This window comes from Wolbachia endosymbiont (group B) of Parapoynx stratiotata (assembly GCF_947250635.1).
Classification (GTDB): Bacteria; Pseudomonadota; Alphaproteobacteria; order Rickettsiales; family Anaplasmataceae; genus Wolbachia.
This window is the reverse complement of the sequence record NZ_OX366335.1, coordinates 816,492-833,515: the sequence shown is the minus strand read 5'-3', so window position 1 is coordinate 833,515 and position 17,024 is coordinate 816,492. Positions and strand designations below refer to the sequence as shown.

The following is a 17,024-nucleotide window of genomic DNA, read 5'->3' as shown; positions in this document are numbered from 1 at the left end:
TTTATATTAATCCAAGCTTTTTACGTGCTTCTATGATTATTAAATCTGCTGTATCTTTTAGATTGTCTTTATTATTAGTTGAGGAAGAGAGTATGCTACAAAACTCATAATTTGATAAATCTGCTATGTCCTCTAAAGTTTTAATATTATGTTTACTAAGAGCAATTTTATTATCTATTGATAAGGCTAAGTTGATTACATCGTCTTCCATACCTAAATTTTTTAGCTCTTCTATTTTTCTATCATTCTCTGCTTTCAGGTAATTATTTGCTCTATTATGAAGTTCATTTGCAATATCTTCATTGAAGCCCTCTATTGAAGCAAGTTCCTTAATTGAAGTGTTAGATATATCTTCTACACTTGAAAAACCTTCTGTTACCAATAATTGGCCCATAATCTCTTCTAAGTTTAAAGCTTCAGCAAATAAAACTGAACATTGACTAAATTCTTTGTTTCTTCTTTCTGATTCTTGCTGAGTGCTTAATATCTCAATTTTCCATCCAACAAGCTCTGAAGCTAATCTTACATTCTGACCCTTTTTTCCTATAGCTAAACTCAATTGATCTTCAGCAACTATTAACTCTATACAATTTTCATTTTCGTCAATAATGACCTTTGATACTTCTGCAGGAGTAATGGCTTTAATAACAAATTGACCCAAATCTGATGAGTAATGTATGACGTCGATTTTTTCACCGTTTAATTCGTGTATAATAGTTTTTATTCTATCTCCTTTAACTCCAACGCAAGCACCTACTGGATCGATATTCTTATCAGATGAAAAAACAGCAACTTTAGATCTTGAACCAGCGTCTCTAGCTATACCTTTAATTGTTATCAATCCGTCAGCAACTTCTGGTACTTCTTGATTCAACAATGCCTCTAAAAAGCCTTCATGAGTCCTAGAAAGAATGATTTGACGTCCATCGTCAGAGCGCTTAACAGCCTGTATGTAAGCTTTAACCTTATCGCCTTCACGAAATGACTCACCACCAATTAAGTTTCGTAAAGGGAGGTATGCTCCAATTCCGTTTATGTCTATAATAAGATCTGAATATTCTACTTGTTTAACGATGCCATACCTCATTTCTCCTACCTTATCTTTAAATTCCTCATATTGCTTTTTTAACTCTTCATTTTTGATTATTTCAGAAATCTTTTGCTGGGCAATTCTTGCTGAAACAAGATCAGTGTTAAGAGAAATCAACTCACTAATAGTATCTCCAACTTTTGCATCTTCTTTTATTAACTTAGCTTGTGTCAACTTAATTAAGTCACACTCATTTTCATTTGATTCATCATTAATGACTTTTAGTTGTCTATATGAGGTAACTTTGCCTGTGTTTCTATCTATATTAACTACAATTTTACTTTTGCTACCATACTTTTGTTGAGCTACTGCTTCGATAGCACTTTTAAGTGCATTTATTATAATATTAAAATCCAAACCTTTTTGAAGTGAGAGCTCTCCCGCTGTTTTTATTACATCAAGGCTCCCAACTATGTTATTCTTGTTGCTTTTCTGCTTAACACTGCTTTTACGATTAGCAATCATATAAATAAATCCAATTTAATTAGTTATAATTATAGCTTCAACAGGTAAAGAACGCTATCTTAAATGTTAAATGATTGCTAATTTAAGTCAAGTTTTTTCATGTCTTTGTATGACAAGCAACGCCGGAGTAAAGAGTAAAGTTAAGACCGTTGCAGCCAATATTCCACTTGCTATGGTTGCTGAAATATCAACCCACCACTGGCTTGATGGAGCATCATATGTGATTTGTAGCGTAAAAAAACTGATATTTAACCTAGTAATCATCGGTATTAAACCAAGAACTGTAGTTGCAACGGTAAGTAGTATTGGCCTGATGCGAGAAATTGAAGCGTTTATTATACATTGCTTAATGTTATTTTTGCGCACCTTAATTTGCTGATGAAAGGCATCAAGCAATAGTATATTATTATTCACTATAATTCCTGCTAAAGCAATTATCCCCACTCCACACATGACAACTACAAAAACTTTCTGAATAAGAAAGAAAATGAAAAATACACATGTTGTTGATAAAAACACTGCTGTCATTACGATAAATGTATAGTATATGTTGTTAAACTGTGCCACTAGCACCAATATCATCAATGTAATTGCTAATATAAAAGCCTTTAATAAAAATGCTCCTGATTTTTGTTGATCTTCCTTATCACCTTTGAAATCAATCTTTACTCCTTTACTACAGTCTTGAGTAATCGAATTTTGAATGAACTTAACTCTTTCATCAACAAGATAGCCAGTATCAACGTCAGCAGAGATTGTTACTGTGCGTGATCCATCAATCCTACTTAGTTTATTTGCCTTTTTTTCGGGAACGTATTTCACTATGCTACTCATAGAATATGGTCCATTTGCTGTATTAATAAAAAGGTTATCTATAGTTTTCATGTTGCGATTCTTTCTGGGAAAGCGTAGTACAATATCAATTTCTTCATCTGCGTTATTTGGTCTATATTTTCCAATTAATACTCCATTTGTAACCATCTTTATAAAATCACCGATGGTTGCAACACTTACTCCAGAGCTTGTAGCCTTACTCTTATCAATACTCATATTCCACTCTATTTCAGGTGCTGATCTACTATCTTGAATATTTATAAATCCAGATGAAGGTTGGTCCATAATTTTTAGGATTTTCTCTGCTACTGAATTCAAGTTGGATGCACTTCCGCTTAAGTTAATTTGTATTGGCTTGTCAGCTGATGGTCCTGATTTTTGTTCCTGTACATCAATTATTACTCCTTTTATGTTTTGTACACTACTCCTTATATCATTTAGTATTTGCGTAGCTTTGCGCCTGCAGCGCCAATCTACAAGTTCCAATTGAATTTTGGCAATAACGTTGTCTGAAAATTTTCCTGATCGAGCATAAAAAACATAAATTTCCTTTTCAACACCCAAAATACGTTCTTCTACTTTCTTAAGTATCAAATCTCGTTCTTTGGCTGATAAGCTTTCTTTTACTTTAACGCTGATTAAAATGTTATCTGAATCTACATTCGGAAAGAACTTTAATCCAGGACCAAAAGTAAAATATAATATACTAGACAAAAATAAAACAAACACAACAACACATACAAATTTTTTGGGGTGATCTAAGACTTTCTCTAACATACGTACATAAGTTCTTATTATAAGCCCAGTATTTTTTATCTCACCACTTTCTATAGCACTCATTCTTATTATTTCTTTTTTTGAAGTTATGGAAGGTTTACCAAATATTGCACCAAGTGTTGGTATAAAAACCAAAGCCATAATTAGCGATCCAGTCAAAGTTAAAATTATTGTAATTGGTATGTACTGCATAAATTTACCGACCGTATCGGGCCAGAGTAGCAGAGGGAAAAACACTGCTAATTTAGTTAATGTTGATGATAAAACTGGATAGAACATATCATGAACTGAGGTGCAAAAGGCTTCTACTTTATCCATGCCACAAATCATCTTTCTATCAGCATATTCGCTGATTACAATTGCATCATCAACCAGCATGCCAACTGCCATAATTAAACTGAAGAGGACAACTATATTTAGAGTAATACCCATTAGGTAAAGAGCCATTATTCCTATGAGAAAGGAGCCGGGTATTGATAGTGCAACAAGAATAGCAGCCCTTGTTCCCATAAAGAGCATTATTATGGTTAGTATTAGTAATACGGCAAATATTATACCATTTTCCAAGTCGTCAAGCACATCACGTACATTTTTTGACTGGTCATTCAAATAAACTACTTTTAAATTTTCAGGTAATTGATCTTTTGCTTTGTCCATTAAGTATTTTACTTGATTTACCGTGTCTATTATGTTTTTTCCATTACGTTTTGAAATTTCTAGTACAATGCTAGGTAGTCCATTAATACGAGCAAATCCTTGGTGATCTTCAAACCCAAAGTATACTTTTGCTATATCTTTGATTCTCAAAACTGCATCACTTTGAGATCTAATAGGAATATTCATAATATCTTCTATGTCTTTTAATAACCCTGATATTTTAATCGAATATTTACCGGTATCGTTTTCTAGTGATCCAGCTCCTACTAATCTGTTGTTGTTTGATATAGCTTGAAATATCTCATTTGATTGAATGTTATATTTTGTTAGAACTGTGGGCTCAATTATAACTTCCACTGTTTCTTTACGCATACCTGCTACTTCAACTTTAAGAACATTTGGCAGAGATTCTATTTCTTTCTTTAGTTTGCGTGCTATTTCAGTTAAAGCTCTTTCCGGCAAATTACCAATCAAGCCAACGTTTAGTATCGGAAATAAGCTCAAGTTTATTTCATTGATTATTGGAGATTCTGCTTCAATAGGTAATTTTGATTTTATGTTTAAAAGCTTTGAACGGACATTATCGAGCACTTCTTTATTATTATACTCTGTTCTAAATTCGATTATCATGTGAGCACCATCATTAGTTGCAAAAGCTCTCAATTCTTTTACACCTTCGATGGATCTTAGTTCATTTTCTATAGGAAGCACTAATAGCTTTTCACTATCCTCGACAGAAATACCAGGAAACCCGACAAATACACTAATTATAGGAATCTGTATATCAGGATTGCTTTCTCTTGGCATCTTTATATAAGTGTATGAGCCGAAGGTAAAAATCACGATAAGCAATAATATTACTGTTCTATTCTTCTCTACAAGTAAGCTTTTCATGCCAAACATTATACGTATTTATATCATATTATAGCTAAGATAAATTATATATTAATTAATCCTTATATGTCTTTATGTAAATGATTAAAATTTTTACAGTTTTGCAAGCGTAAGAAAATTTCTATATAATATGACTTTAGTATGGTATTTGAGGGATTATTATGGCAGCAGTTTTAAGTGTGACAGAAGGCAAGAATAAAGTGATCGTATCTGGGTTGATTGGGCTTTCATCAACCTTAGTATTTTTGACAGTGATTCACATTGCTGCAAAAATAGCCATTATAGTTACTGCTGCTGCAGTTACTTACTTATTACTTTTGCTGATTCATAAAATAAGAACTAAAAAAGAACAGCCTGCTGAAATTACTGGTGTTTCAGAAGATGAAGGGTATAGCAGTGTTGATGAAGATGAAGAAAAAGATACCGTAAAAGCACCAGAAAGAACTGAAACTGAGTTAGAAGAAGAATTAAAAAATAAAAGAGCAGAAGAAGAAATGAAAAGTGGACTACCTGAACATATGGACCTCGACGGTAACTCACTTGCTGGGGCTGATGATACAAGTCAGACTAAATGCGCAACGAATTATATGGATTTAATGCTACCCCCTCCTATGCATATGGATGGATATTACCGAGAAATCAAAGAGGTTAATGCTCTGAGAACTTCTGTAAATAATTATCCAATGATAGTACCAGAGCGGCTAACTATGGAAGATATTGTTAAACAACGTGGTTAGAGTTTATATCAAACTCTCCATCTTGTATTGAGAATCAGATGCAATGCCGTAGACTCTACTTGGTGGAATGATTTTGTTCTCTATACCGAAAGCCATGCCTTCAACTATTGCTGCAAGCACCTTTTCAAGGTTGCAATCTGCTCCAGGAACACGGTGCTCTAGGCGGCATCTTTTGGAATCGTTGCCAAAATAGGGAATTCTTATCGCAGCAGTTCTGTTATTCACTCCCCAACTAATCGTAGTTGGAGTATGAATATCTGGGTACTGAAATCTTAAATATGAATCATCATTTGGAGCAAAAAACAACATATGTTTTTTCATCATTGCACATAATCCACCTATGCTGTGAATCAGGTGGTCACTATATTTTTGCTTATTGCCATAAAATAAGTTATTATTATTTGAATCCATGAGGCTAACATGTACATTTAGTGCGCTGCCTGCTCTATCCAAATAAGGTTTTGCTTTAAAAGAAACATTACCATCGAACTCTTGTGCTGTTCCAATCAGTAATTTTTTTACTAACTCAAAATGCATAATTAAATTATCAGGACTCGTATAACAATCACTTTTTATCTCGTATTGGTTTAAAGAACTCTCTTTCTCACAAAAAAATCCAAGAGAAGCTATTTTATTTTTGATGCTATTCAGAAATAAATATTCTTTTTTTATTCCCTCAGTGTAAAACTCCAGTTCAATACCGAATACAGTATTATGACTCAAATTACTTAATATAATCACAAATTTACTTCAATAAATTTATACTAAATCAGCTATATTTATACAAGTACTTTACTTATTTATCAGTAAATTTAATATCTTATTTATACATAATATATTACTATTTTTTAATAACATACTTCTAATCCTCGGTACAAGCGACATTTACAAATTGATTGTTTTTATTTCAAAAAAATGATCAATTTTAGTGCTTTTATACTCTTTACAACTCGTCAAAAAATCCTCATAATTTTAGATATGTATTAAGTAGTGTTAGCTTTTTATCTTACAGTAAGCTATTGATTATCTTGCATCTTTCTGATTATTGTTCTTTCTTGGTGTGGTATATGAACTTAACTAACCCTAAGGTTTCTACTATGTTTTTTGATCAGATTATTACAGTAACGGACCACAATGTTACTTGGGAAAAAATCCAAAATTATCTCCATAATCTCTATGGAGAAGCAACATATAACAGCTGGCTGAGTTCACTAAGATTTATCAGCAACAGAAATGGAGAAGTTTTGTTGTCTGTACCAACAAGATTTATAAAGGAGTGGATTACAGTTCACTACATGGAAAAAATATTGTCATTATGGCAAAGCGAAGATCAAAGTGTATGTTCTATTGATATTCAATTAATTGAAGAAAGAAATTCAAATTCTAATACGATACTAAAAAATAGAGAGGAAAATAATCATAATCTTGGTTCACCACTAGATACCAGATTCACTTTTGATAATTTTGTGGTAGGAAAGTCAAATGAGTTAGCATTTACAGCGGCAAAGCGTGTAGCGGAATCTATAGATCCAATATCAGGAAGCAACCCTTTATTTCTATATGGTGGAGTGGGACTTGGTAAAACACATTTAATGCATGCTATAGCTTGGGACATAGTCAATTCTCCGTCAGCAAAAAGAAAAGTGGTATATTTATCAGCAGAGAAATTTATGTATCAATATATTACGGCGCTGCGGAGCAAAGATATTATGTTATTTAAAGAGCAATTTAGATCAGTAGATGTATTGATGGTAGATGATGTGCAATTTATCAGTGGTAAAGATAGTACACAAGAAGAATTTTTTCACACTTTCAATGCATTGATAGACCAAAATAAACAATTGGTTATATCAGCTGATAGGTCTCCTAGTGATCTTGATGGAGTAGAAGAAAGAATAAAATCACGACTTGGTTGGGGATTAGTTGCAGATATTAATGAAACAACTTTTGAATTAAGACTTGGTATATTGCAGGCGAAAGTGGAACGAATGAATATGTATGTTCCAAAGGATGTCCTAGAATTTTTGGCAAGGAATATAAAATCCAATATAAGAGAACTAGAAGGAGCATTAAATAAGGTTGCTCATACCTCTTTAATTGGAAGAAGCATGACAGTAGAATCAGCTAGTGAGACCCTAATTGATCTTCTTAGGTCAAATCATAGGTCAATCACAATAGAAGAAATACAGAAAAAAATAGCTGAATTTTTCAATATAAAGATTGCAGATATGCAATCTAATAGAAGGCTCCGCAGTCTTGCGAGGCCGAGACAAATAGCTATGTATTTCGCAAAGAAGTTTACGCAAAAAAGTTTACCAGATATTGGAAGAAATTTTGGTGGTAGAGATCATGCTACTGTTATACACGCAGTCAAACAAGTGGAAAATTTCATAAGAACTGACCCAAAATTTGCTGATGAAATCAATCGATTAAAAAAGATGTTTAAGTAGCACTTTATTAATGACAACCAGGCTGTTTTCATTTTTTTGATCAAATATCTTTTTCAAGTAGATTAAGTAAATCAAAGATCATTATTAGTATAAGCTAAGAGAAAATAGCTAGTCGATTGCTTAAAAAGTATATAAAATCACAATTTAAGTAGTAAATATGGCAATTAGACTTATTCCAGATAATCTTGATATAAAATTTAGTAAATATAGAAATTTGACAGCACTTGTTAGCGTTATTCTTATCATTTTTTCAATGCTTACTTTTATGCTGCGAGGAATGAATTTGGGTATAGACTTTACAGGTGGAATTTTGATAGAGATAAAATCTTCAAGCAAGGATGATGCTATTCTCGGTATATTAAAAGAGAGTGGATTTACGATACAGAGTTCAAAAGCTGGTGATAACTTAGTTGTGCGGTTTAAAGATGAGGGAGATGAAGATAAAATTAAAAAGGTTAAAAGTATATTAGAGAGCAAATTAGGTAATTTAGTAACTTATCGCAAAATAGATTATGTTGGTCCACAAATAGGCTCAACGCAGATATTTGAAGGGATATCAGCCATGTTAATTGCAATTATTGGAATATTTTTTTATGTTTGGCTTAGATTTAACTGGCAGTGTGGACTTGGTGGAATAATGGCACTGATCCATGATGTGATTTTAACTCTTGGCTTTATCAGTTTAACGAGTATTGAGTTTAATATTTCATCAGTTGCAGCTCTCCTTACCGTAATTGGCTACTCAATCAATAACTCAGTGGTTATATATGATCGGATTCGAGAGTATCAAAAAAGTGGAAAAAATGCAAAAATAGGTGAAGTAGTTGATGCCAGCATTAATTCGACGCTATTTCGCACTATGTTAACTTCAGGTACTACTCTTCTTGCCGCTCTTCCTTTAGTGCTGATTTGTACAGGTGTGGTCAGAGACTTCTGCTTAATCATTTCTTTTGGCATTGCAATCGGCACCTGTTCCGCAATATTTATCTCTGCTCCTATATTGACCTGCAGAGCGTTGATAAGTAGAGTATAGAACGTTTAACTACGATATAATATTAGCTTGTTATCCCTAATAGTGAAATGAAAATATCTCAAAAAGCTCATACCAAGTAATGAATGGGACATAGAGTGAGTATTAACACTAGCGTGCACATCATTAATTAAAAAATTTCCTATTTTAACTTGAGGTATTTGAACCACTCCAGCTTTTATTTGACCTTTTGCAGTTTCATATATTTTAAAGTCTTGAATGTTTTGTAAGTTAATACCAGCATGTAACGCATCTTTTTGCGATAGAACAATATCAGTTGCTCCGGTATCAAGCAAAAACGTTATATTACGATCATTGACTTGAGCTTGAATATAAAAGTGTCCATCGTATGACTTTGTAAATTCAATACTTCCGCCATTTTGAACCCTTCCTTTGTACGGTAGAAAAGTGCTCAGAAACCTATTGCTTAGTTTATCCCCTTGTGAATCAATAAACATTGCAGTAATGACTATTATCAGTAGCCAAATAACTAGATTTTTTGCTGCATTCATATTATTAAAATTTGAAGCCATAAGAGTAGATTTTTAAGATTAGCGTTAAAAGCTATTATTAAAAACAAGTAAACTTTATTGTTTTAGTACAATATTTAATATATACTTTAAGGAGGTATGTTCGATTTAATTTCATGTCAGAAGCAAAAAATTTAATTTTAGCAACAATTCTTTCTATATTGATTATAGTATTATGGCATATTATTTATGATAATTTTCTTAACACGAGTCAAAGCCAACCATCGATTGAAAATATTGAACATATCGAATCTTCTAACGACCTTGCTCCTATGATATACCAAAATCGTTCTGAAATTATTAATTCTACTAGAGAACAGAGAGTTAATTTAACCAATAACATGCTTGAAGGATCAATTTCTCTAAAAGGTGCAAGGTTTGATGACTTAATCTTAACTAACTACCACTTAGAACCGAGTTCTTCTTCTCCACAAGTGGTGTTACTGTCACCTGCAGAATCAAAAGATGTATATTTCGCAGAATTTGGGTGGCTCGATCCGAATGAAAAGATTAAAGTTCCAGATTCTAAAACAGTATGGCAAGCAGATAAACTCAATCAAAAAGAGGTCAATTTATTTTGGGATAATGAAAATGGCATTTTATTTAGAATGAAAATTAGCCTTGACGATAACTACATGTTTAAAGTTGAGCAAATTATTGAAAACAATACAAAAGATAATGTAGTTTTGGTTCCCTATGGTAAAATCAATCGTAAACGTGATAATATTAACGAATCCTATTGGATATCACATGAAGGAGTACTAGGTGCATTTAACAATAAGCTAGAGGAGTGGACATATAAGGATATTTCTAAGAAGCGTTTAATAAAGGCAAGCACGAGTGAAAAAAATTGGTTTGGTTTTGCTGATAAATACTGGCTTACAGCCATCATACCTGAGAAATCTGATCAAATAAATGTAAGTATTAAGCATACGAATGTTAATAACGTTGATAAGTTTCAAGTAGATTTTGTTAAACCTTACAAACACATACTCCCTGGTGCAAGTGTTTCTACTCTGAACTACTTTTTTGCTGGGGCAAAGAAATTGAATTTACTTGATTCTTATAAAGACACTCTTAATATACCTTTATTTGATAAGGCTGTAGATTTTGGTGTACTTTATTTTATAACCAAGCCAGTGTTTTTACTGCTTGAATATTTTAACTTTGTTTTGAAAAATTTTGGCTTAGCAATATTATTGCTAACTTTAGTAATCAAACTTTTGATGCTTCCCTTGTCTAATAGATCATATATTTCAATGTTTAAGGTAAAAAGCCTTCAGCCTGAATTAACTCGTATAAAAGAGTTGTATAAAAGTGACAGCTTAAAGCAGCATAAAGAGACAATAGCGTTGTTCAAGAGAAACAATGTAAATCCAATGTCGAGCATTTTCCCTATGCTCATACAAATACCAGTATTTTTTGCTCTGTATAAAGTATTATTTGTTACTATAGAGATGAGACACGCCCCTTTTTATTTATGGATTAAGGATCTTTCAGCTTCTGATCCAACAAACATTTTTACATTATTTGGGTTGTTTAATTATAACTTTCCTATTTCTATAGGCATTTTACCTATAATTTTCGGCGCTACCATGATAATTCAGCAGAAGCTAAGTGAGAAAAGTAAAGATGATATTCAAGTAAATGTTATGAAGTTTTTACCTTACATTTCTGTCTTTATTTTTTCTTCTTTTCCTGCCGGCCTGGTAATATATTGGATATTTAGTAATATTATAACTCTGGTTCAACAATCATTAATAAAGTTGCTTTTAACAAGAAAAGTAGGAATGAATGTCGAAAATACTAATAGTTAATTCAGTTTATTATACTGAAATAGCAAACCTTTTGCTTGAGGGTGCAACTGATAAATTCAAAGGAAATAATATTGGTTACGAGATAATTAAAGCGCCTGGTACGTTTGAGATACCAGCTGCAATTCTTTTTGCGGTCAAAGGCAAGAATACTAATTATGATGGTTATTTAGCTCTTGGATGTGTAATTCGTGGTGAAACTGATCATTATAAATACGTTTGTAAAGGAGTAATCGAAGGCTTAAATGCAATTGTTATGCATCATGCAATACCTCTTGGTATGGGAATAATCACAGCAGATAGTAAAGATAAAGCACTAATTAGAGCTGACAAAAATAAAAAGAACGTTGGTGGCCATGCAGCCTCAACTGTTTTGCATATGATAGATCTACACAATAAATTAAAATAATGGAGGAAAAACCAGTAGATAAAAAGTGGCGCATAAAAAGAAGTACGGCAAGATTTCTTGCTGTACAAATTGCTTATTCAAATATTTTTGTAAGTTACAACAAAAGCACTTTTAAATTGGAAAATTGTGAGCTTAAGGACTACATAAGTACGTTGAAAGATATATTTGAATGTGAAGAATTTGAACATCAATTCTTAGAAAACTTGTTATGTAAGGTTATAAAAAGCAGTGAAGAATATGATAAAATAATAGAGTCTTATTTACACCCAAGCTGGTCACTTTCACGATTAAATCTTATAAGCTTATCTATTTTGCGTATTGCAGTATGTGAGTTGATTAATTGCGATACACCAGTTCCAGTTGTTATCAATGAGTATACTAATATTGCATCTGATTTACTTGATAAACCAAGCGAAATTGGTTTTATTAATGGGTTATTGGATAAGGTAAAGGATGCAGTCAGACTAAATAAAAATCCTTAGCAAATTTCTTATAAGTATGTGAATATCTATTTTTTGAGATAGTTTCTACAATAAGTTTAAGTAACCTAACACTAAAAAATGAAGGGCAGACTTATTTAGTCTACCCCTTTTATACTTAGCTGGGTAATGATCTATCTTTCTTTTGTTGTTCAGCTTCTGGTGATTTAACAATTGAGCTTGGCACAAGTCTAATGATGAGTTCTTTAGGATCATTTTCTTCAGTGCTAAAACCTAACGTTTTTGACTTTTCTTCATGTATTAATTCATACTCACCTTTATCATTTTTTCTTCCTAATGAATTTATCTTTAATAATCCATCATTGTTATTCATTTCCTTACTTGTAGCAGTAATGTAGTAACTTTTACTTTCTAAGCTAAAATATATAAGATACTCATTGGTGATAATACTGCCATCTGGATTCTTATTTCGGTTGTGTTTTTTGATATACTCAAAATCTTCATCTTTTACTTTCACAAATAGATCTTATATGTTAAAAACAAGTCTTTATAAGTATTAAGAAGTAGTAATATAAAGATGTATAGAGAAGAGGAACCGTCATAGATCTTGGTCATAAGGGACCGTATTGGAGCAAGGTTCTCTTCTCTGTTTATATACTGAATAGTTCCGAACAACTGATTGAGTTTTTAGGCTCGTATATAAGGGTGGAAAATGCAGTATTATATTATTCTTACGGAGGAATTATGAATTCATCAAATATCATTGCTGGCATTGATGTTAGCAAAAATAAGCTAGATATCCACATTCATCCACTTGGACATTATAAAGTATTTGAAAATGACGTTCAAGCTATTGATCAAATACTCGACTTTTTACGTTTGCATAATGTAACCAAAGTTGGACTTGAAGCAACTGGTGGGTACGAAAAATTATGTGCTTATACTTTACTAAGCCATGGTTTCGAAGTATATGTTATTCAACCTAGATGGGTTAGAGATTATGCAAAAAGCCTTGGTATCGCTACTAAAACTGATAAAATAGACTGCAGCATCATCTCACGTTATATCAATAATACAGATATGCGTGTTACTCCTTTAAAGGTTAGTAATATTGACAGTTTGAAGCAAAAGTTATCTCGCAGAAATCAATTAGTGGAAATGGCAAAAATACAAAAAACTCAAGCTCATCAAGTAACTGATATATCCATAATCAAACAAATGGAAGAACTACTTGCCATTTTGCAAAGTCAAATTCAAGTTTTAGAAGACGAGATGATAACATTGATTGAGCAAAGTCAAGAGCTTAAAGAAAAATACATATCAATAACTAGTATGCCAGGAGCAGGTAGAATCTTAGCTATTACTATGATCTGTTATCTACCAGAATTAGGAACTCTCCGACATAAAGAAATATCTAGCCTTTCTGGAGTTGCACCTTTTAATCGAGATAGTGGTTTTAGTAAAGGAAAAAGATGTATTCAAGGTGGTAGATCACAGATTAGAACAGTTTTACATATGTGTGTTCTTAGTGCACAAAAGTACAATTCTTATATAAGAATCTTCTTTGATAGGCTATACGATCAATACAAAAAACCATATAAAGTTGCTTCTACTGCTGCCATGAGAAAATTACTTATCCTTGCTAACTCTTTAATCAGAGATGGCAGGGTTTTTACTGAGGAATATAGCCCTAAAGCTGCTTAGATTGAAAATTAGTGTAGTTGTGGATAAGTGCGCTTACACAGACTGAAAGCACTTATCCACATCCACACTTCTTAAAAGAATTCAAATCAAATACTACAACTTAAATTACGTAAAATGTGTTAAAAGCATCTTTGGCTTTATAGTCCACTAAGTAAAAATTTATTTTTAGTATTTTTCTATTGACTTTTAACACAACTGCTCCTTTAATATAAAACGAGCTAATTCTTCTTTTTTTTCATCATTTAAAATATACACATATCTTTCTATGGGTACTTCACTAGATACATACTTTTGTTTTACCTCCTCCCACTTTCTTAACTCCCATTCAAAGGGAAGCCGATAGCCGTATTTTTCAGCACAGTTATATTCCTCTAGATTATGTTCCTCAGAATTATATTGATAATAATTAACAGTTTCATCTTCTTCTTTTTTCTTTATTCCTACCCATTCATACAATTCTGAGGTTACTAAACTTTCACCACTTTGCTCATCTTTTACTTCATATCCAGGACGCGTAAAATATCCTTTCTTTTTTGACTTACCTAGAACAACACCTTGTGTTATAAGATCAACAGAAAAGTCTTGTTCCTCAGAAGTTAAAAGGTAATTCATTGTTCTATGTACAGCATCTATTGCTAACTTCTTAACTTTCCTATGATAAAAAGAGGGATTGATATCTACAACTTTTATGAATGGTACCTCAAACCTGTGAAAAATTTCTAAGCCAGCTTTTACTAAAATCTCTCTCATTTCAGCTTTGTAGCAAGGCGTAGTTATTGTAAAAATATTTTTCGCTCCTTTCTTATGCCGTTTTCCTGTAACACAATGATTGATACTCTCATTAACTTTAACACTAAATAATTTTAGTGGACTTGCTGGAATAGTATTATTCAAAAAAGAACTAAAGCTGGCTGAAGCTTTGCTTATTTTTTGTATATTTGAATCTGGTTCTGCCTCCTCAAAATATTTAGATAATTTTTCCTCGAATTCTTTAACAAAAGTCTTAACAAAAAAAGTTGCTTTTTTCACTATTTCATCACTTGTAATGCTTATACAGCTAAACATTTCTTCATCATCAGTCGATGTACTACTGCTGCCTATAGATGAAGATCTTGTTACTCTAGGGCTCTCTTGACTTCGTCCACGCTGAAGTTCTTCACTAGATGATCTATCTTCATGATTAAGACCTCCTTTTGCTCCTATTGTTGACTCATCATCTACATAATCCATTTGATTATCTATTACTTGTCCCTTTGTATTTTCTTTACCTAACATAAAGCCCCCTATATTTTAACATTCATATTTTGATTGTTTTGTCGTAAACCTCTTTTCTGAAGATTGGTTTCAACATTTGATTCTTATGCAGTTGTACCAAAGCAATTTACTGTAGAAAGTTTATAGTAACCCTAAGTAACTTTAATTGCTGAGTAACAGTGTGTTTTTCTTTTTATTTCTTACTAAACTAGATATATGCCTAAAAAAGCTAGTATTGCTTTCCGAATGACATACATAATACAGTGCATCTAACACCATACCCCACATATTGATTACATTAAATTGTACTATAGCTAAAAAGATTTAGCAGAGCAAGGACTTTTTTGCATATTCTAGCATTTTATTTTAAAACTAAAGCAGCTCAGTTTCATGTACTTTTATTTCTTTATCGACTCTTATTTTCTTCTTCAATGCACCTGTGAGTAATGATAACGTGGCAGTTAAAGCTTGTAAAGCAATTTTTATATAGCAAGATTCAGCTATTTAATAAAAAGATCGTGGCTAGACCAAAAAATATAAGAGCTGAGAGAATATCAGTTGTTGCTGATGTTAGAATTGAAGACGAAACAGCAGGATCGGATCTTAAACGATGAAGCATTATAGGAATGAAAGTTCCGATGAACGTTGCAATAATTGACATCATAATCATGGAGACCACAAAAATCATCTCCACTTTGACATTGTGAAACCTTATTGCTAACACTACTAATGAAATAGTAGATAAGATCACCCCGTTTATAAGACCTATTAAAAATTCTTTCATCAGTATTCTTTTTGCATTTTGCTCAGTTAGATATTTTGTTGCGATTGCCCGGATAGTTAGTGTTACTGTTTGGGATCCTGCATTTCCGCTCATCGATGCAATGATTGGCATAATTATTGGCAGTACTATAAAACTTTGTATTACGTTATCGAAAAAGCCAACTACTATAGAACATATTGTTGCAGCTAAGAGGTTAAACAGTAACCAAGGTAGTCTTTTAATTATAGTTTTATGTATAGGGGCATTTATATCAGATTTAGATGATACACCGCTTATTTTAAGCACATCCTCTTCTGCTTCTTGTTGAACAATTTTGATTACATCTTCAATAAGGATTACACCTATAATTTTACCATTCTTATTTACTACTGGAGCTGATAATAGAGCGTAATCTTTAAATATTCTTGCTACTTCTTCTTGGTCCATTCCAGTTTTAATTATTTTTATATCTTGACTCATTATCTCTTTTATTATTGTTTCTCCTGAGTGAGATATTACCTTATTTAAGTTGAAAATGCCTATGGGTTCTAATTTTGAGTTAATGATGAAAATTTGATAAAATGTTTCTGGTATTTTTTTATAGTTGCGTAAGAATTCCATTAGCTGATTTATCGTCCAATAATATGGAGCTATAACCATATTTTTATGTATCAACCTTCCTGCACTTTCTTCTGGGTATGATAACAATTCCTCTACTAATTTTTGAGTTGCATTGGGTAAGTAGTTCAGTATATTTTCTATAGACTTTCTATCTAAATCTTTCACTATGGCTACTATGTCTTCTATATCAAGAAGCATTAGTAACTTTGCTGTATTTTCTATTCCCAATATTTCTATGATCTCTACTTGTAAATCTGGTACTACATGTACTAAGGCATCACTTAACAAATGTTGATCGAGGATATTAACTAATTTCTCCCTGTGATCACTGATCGAAGTAGATAAAAAATAAGCTAACTGAACGCTATCTATCGTTTTTACAATATTACGAACATTCTCTAATTCTTGATTATCGAGAGACTCTATTAAATCATCAATAGCCTTTTTGTCTAAACCATAATGAGAACTTGTTTTAATATTCATTACTTTACCTTATTTTTTAATAAATATACACACTTGATTTTATTGAACATTCAAGTATAATAAAATTATTTT

Annotated in this window: 14 protein-coding genes; 7 read left to right on the top strand and 7 right to left on the bottom strand. The window is 32.1% G+C overall.

The annotated features are described in order from the left end of the window. Window position 1: 1 nt before the first annotated feature. Both nusA and OOT12_RS03725 read right to left on the bottom strand, forming a co-directional pair. Window positions 2–1,555, bottom strand: coding sequence for a transcription termination factor NusA (gene nusA, locus OOT12_RS03730; RefSeq protein WP_010407241.1), 1,554 nt, complete (start codon window positions 1,553–1,555; stop codon window positions 2–4). Window positions 1,556–1,642: 87 nt separating this feature from the next. After that, window positions 1,643–4,717: an efflux RND transporter permease subunit gene (locus tag OOT12_RS03725; RefSeq protein ID WP_264374682.1), complete on the bottom strand. Its 3,075-nt coding sequence runs from the start codon at window positions 4,715–4,717 to the stop codon at window positions 1,643–1,645. A 161-nt stretch (window positions 4,718–4,878) separates the two neighbouring features. Here OOT12_RS03725 and OOT12_RS03720 point away from each other — a divergent pair, with 161 nt between their 5' ends. Then, window positions 4,879–5,454 carry a hypothetical protein gene (locus OOT12_RS03720; protein WP_264374683.1) on the top strand — a complete coding sequence of 192 codons (576 nt, stop codon included), beginning with the start codon at window positions 4,879–4,881 and terminating at the stop codon, window positions 5,452–5,454. A gap of 3 nt (window positions 5,455–5,457) precedes the next feature. Here the strand turns inward: OOT12_RS03720 and OOT12_RS03715 are convergent, their stop codons facing one another. Beyond that, window positions 5,458–6,195 (bottom strand): type I glutamate--ammonia ligase, encoded by a 738-nt coding sequence (locus OOT12_RS03715; protein WP_264374684.1) that lies wholly within the window; start codon window positions 6,193–6,195, stop codon window positions 5,458–5,460. A gap of 326 nt (window positions 6,196–6,521) precedes the next feature. Between OOT12_RS03715 and dnaA the strand changes: the two genes are divergently transcribed. After that, window positions 6,522–7,904, top strand: coding sequence for a chromosomal replication initiator protein DnaA (gene dnaA / locus OOT12_RS03710; protein ID WP_012481713.1), 1,383 nt, complete (start codon window positions 6,522–6,524; stop codon window positions 7,902–7,904). A gap of 157 nt (window positions 7,905–8,061) precedes the next feature. Then, entirely contained in the window at window positions 8,062–8,937 is an 876-nt protein-coding gene (gene secF, locus OOT12_RS03705) for a protein translocase subunit SecF (protein ID WP_010401100.1), read from the top strand. A 5-nt stretch (window positions 8,938–8,942) separates the two neighbouring features. Here the strand turns inward: secF and OOT12_RS03700 are convergent, their stop codons facing one another. After that, window positions 8,943–9,467 carry a TIGR02281 family clan AA aspartic protease gene (locus tag OOT12_RS03700; protein ID WP_010401102.1) on the bottom strand — a complete coding sequence of 175 codons (525 nt, stop codon included), beginning with the start codon at window positions 9,465–9,467 and terminating at the stop codon, window positions 8,943–8,945. Between the two features lie 113 nt (window positions 9,468–9,580). Between OOT12_RS03700 and yidC the strand changes: the two genes are divergently transcribed. Genes yidC through nusB form a run of 3 tightly spaced genes read left to right on the top strand, consistent with a single transcriptional unit; the run spans window position 9,581 to window position 12,169 of the window. Beyond that, window positions 9,581–11,281 carry a membrane protein insertase YidC gene (yidC, locus tag OOT12_RS03695; protein WP_264374685.1) on the top strand — a complete coding sequence of 567 codons (1,701 nt, stop codon included), beginning with the start codon at window positions 9,581–9,583 and terminating at the stop codon, window positions 11,279–11,281. Next, complete coding sequence (locus OOT12_RS03690; RefSeq protein ID WP_007302797.1) at window positions 11,259–11,687, top strand: 6,7-dimethyl-8-ribityllumazine synthase; 429 nt, start codon at window positions 11,259–11,261, stop codon at window positions 11,685–11,687. Before yidC ends, OOT12_RS03690 begins: the two co-directional genes overlap by 23 nt. Next, window positions 11,687–12,169 (top strand): transcription antitermination factor NusB, encoded by a 483-nt coding sequence (nusB, locus tag OOT12_RS03685; RefSeq protein ID WP_264374686.1) that lies wholly within the window; start codon window positions 11,687–11,689, stop codon window positions 12,167–12,169. Before OOT12_RS03690 ends, nusB begins: the two co-directional genes overlap by 1 nt. A 115-nt stretch (window positions 12,170–12,284) precedes the next feature. On the opposite strand, the gene OOT12_RS03680 is transcribed toward nusB, so the two are convergent. Further along, entirely contained in the window at window positions 12,285–12,644 is a 360-nt protein-coding gene (locus OOT12_RS03680) for a hypothetical protein (RefSeq protein ID WP_264376487.1), read from the bottom strand. 227 nt (window positions 12,645–12,871) lie between these two features. Here OOT12_RS03680 and OOT12_RS03675 point away from each other — a divergent pair, with 227 nt between their 5' ends. Further along, window positions 12,872–13,831: an IS110 family RNA-guided transposase gene (locus OOT12_RS03675; RefSeq protein WP_264688607.1), complete on the top strand. Its 960-nt coding sequence runs from the start codon at window positions 12,872–12,874 to the stop codon at window positions 13,829–13,831. A 186-nt stretch (window positions 13,832–14,017) separates the two neighbouring features. Here OOT12_RS03675 and OOT12_RS03670 read toward each other — a convergent pair whose 3' ends face one another. Both OOT12_RS03670 and mgtE read right to left on the bottom strand, forming a co-directional pair. Further along, on the bottom strand, window positions 14,018–15,106 hold the full coding sequence (locus tag OOT12_RS03670) for a hypothetical protein (protein WP_264377255.1): 1,089 nt from the start codon (window positions 15,104–15,106) through the stop codon (window positions 14,018–14,020). A 475-nt stretch (window positions 15,107–15,581) separates the two neighbouring features. Continuing rightward, window positions 15,582–16,952: a magnesium transporter gene (gene mgtE, locus OOT12_RS03665; RefSeq protein WP_064085731.1), complete on the bottom strand. Its 1,371-nt coding sequence runs from the start codon at window positions 16,950–16,952 to the stop codon at window positions 15,582–15,584. Window positions 16,953–17,024: the final 72 nt, after the last annotated feature.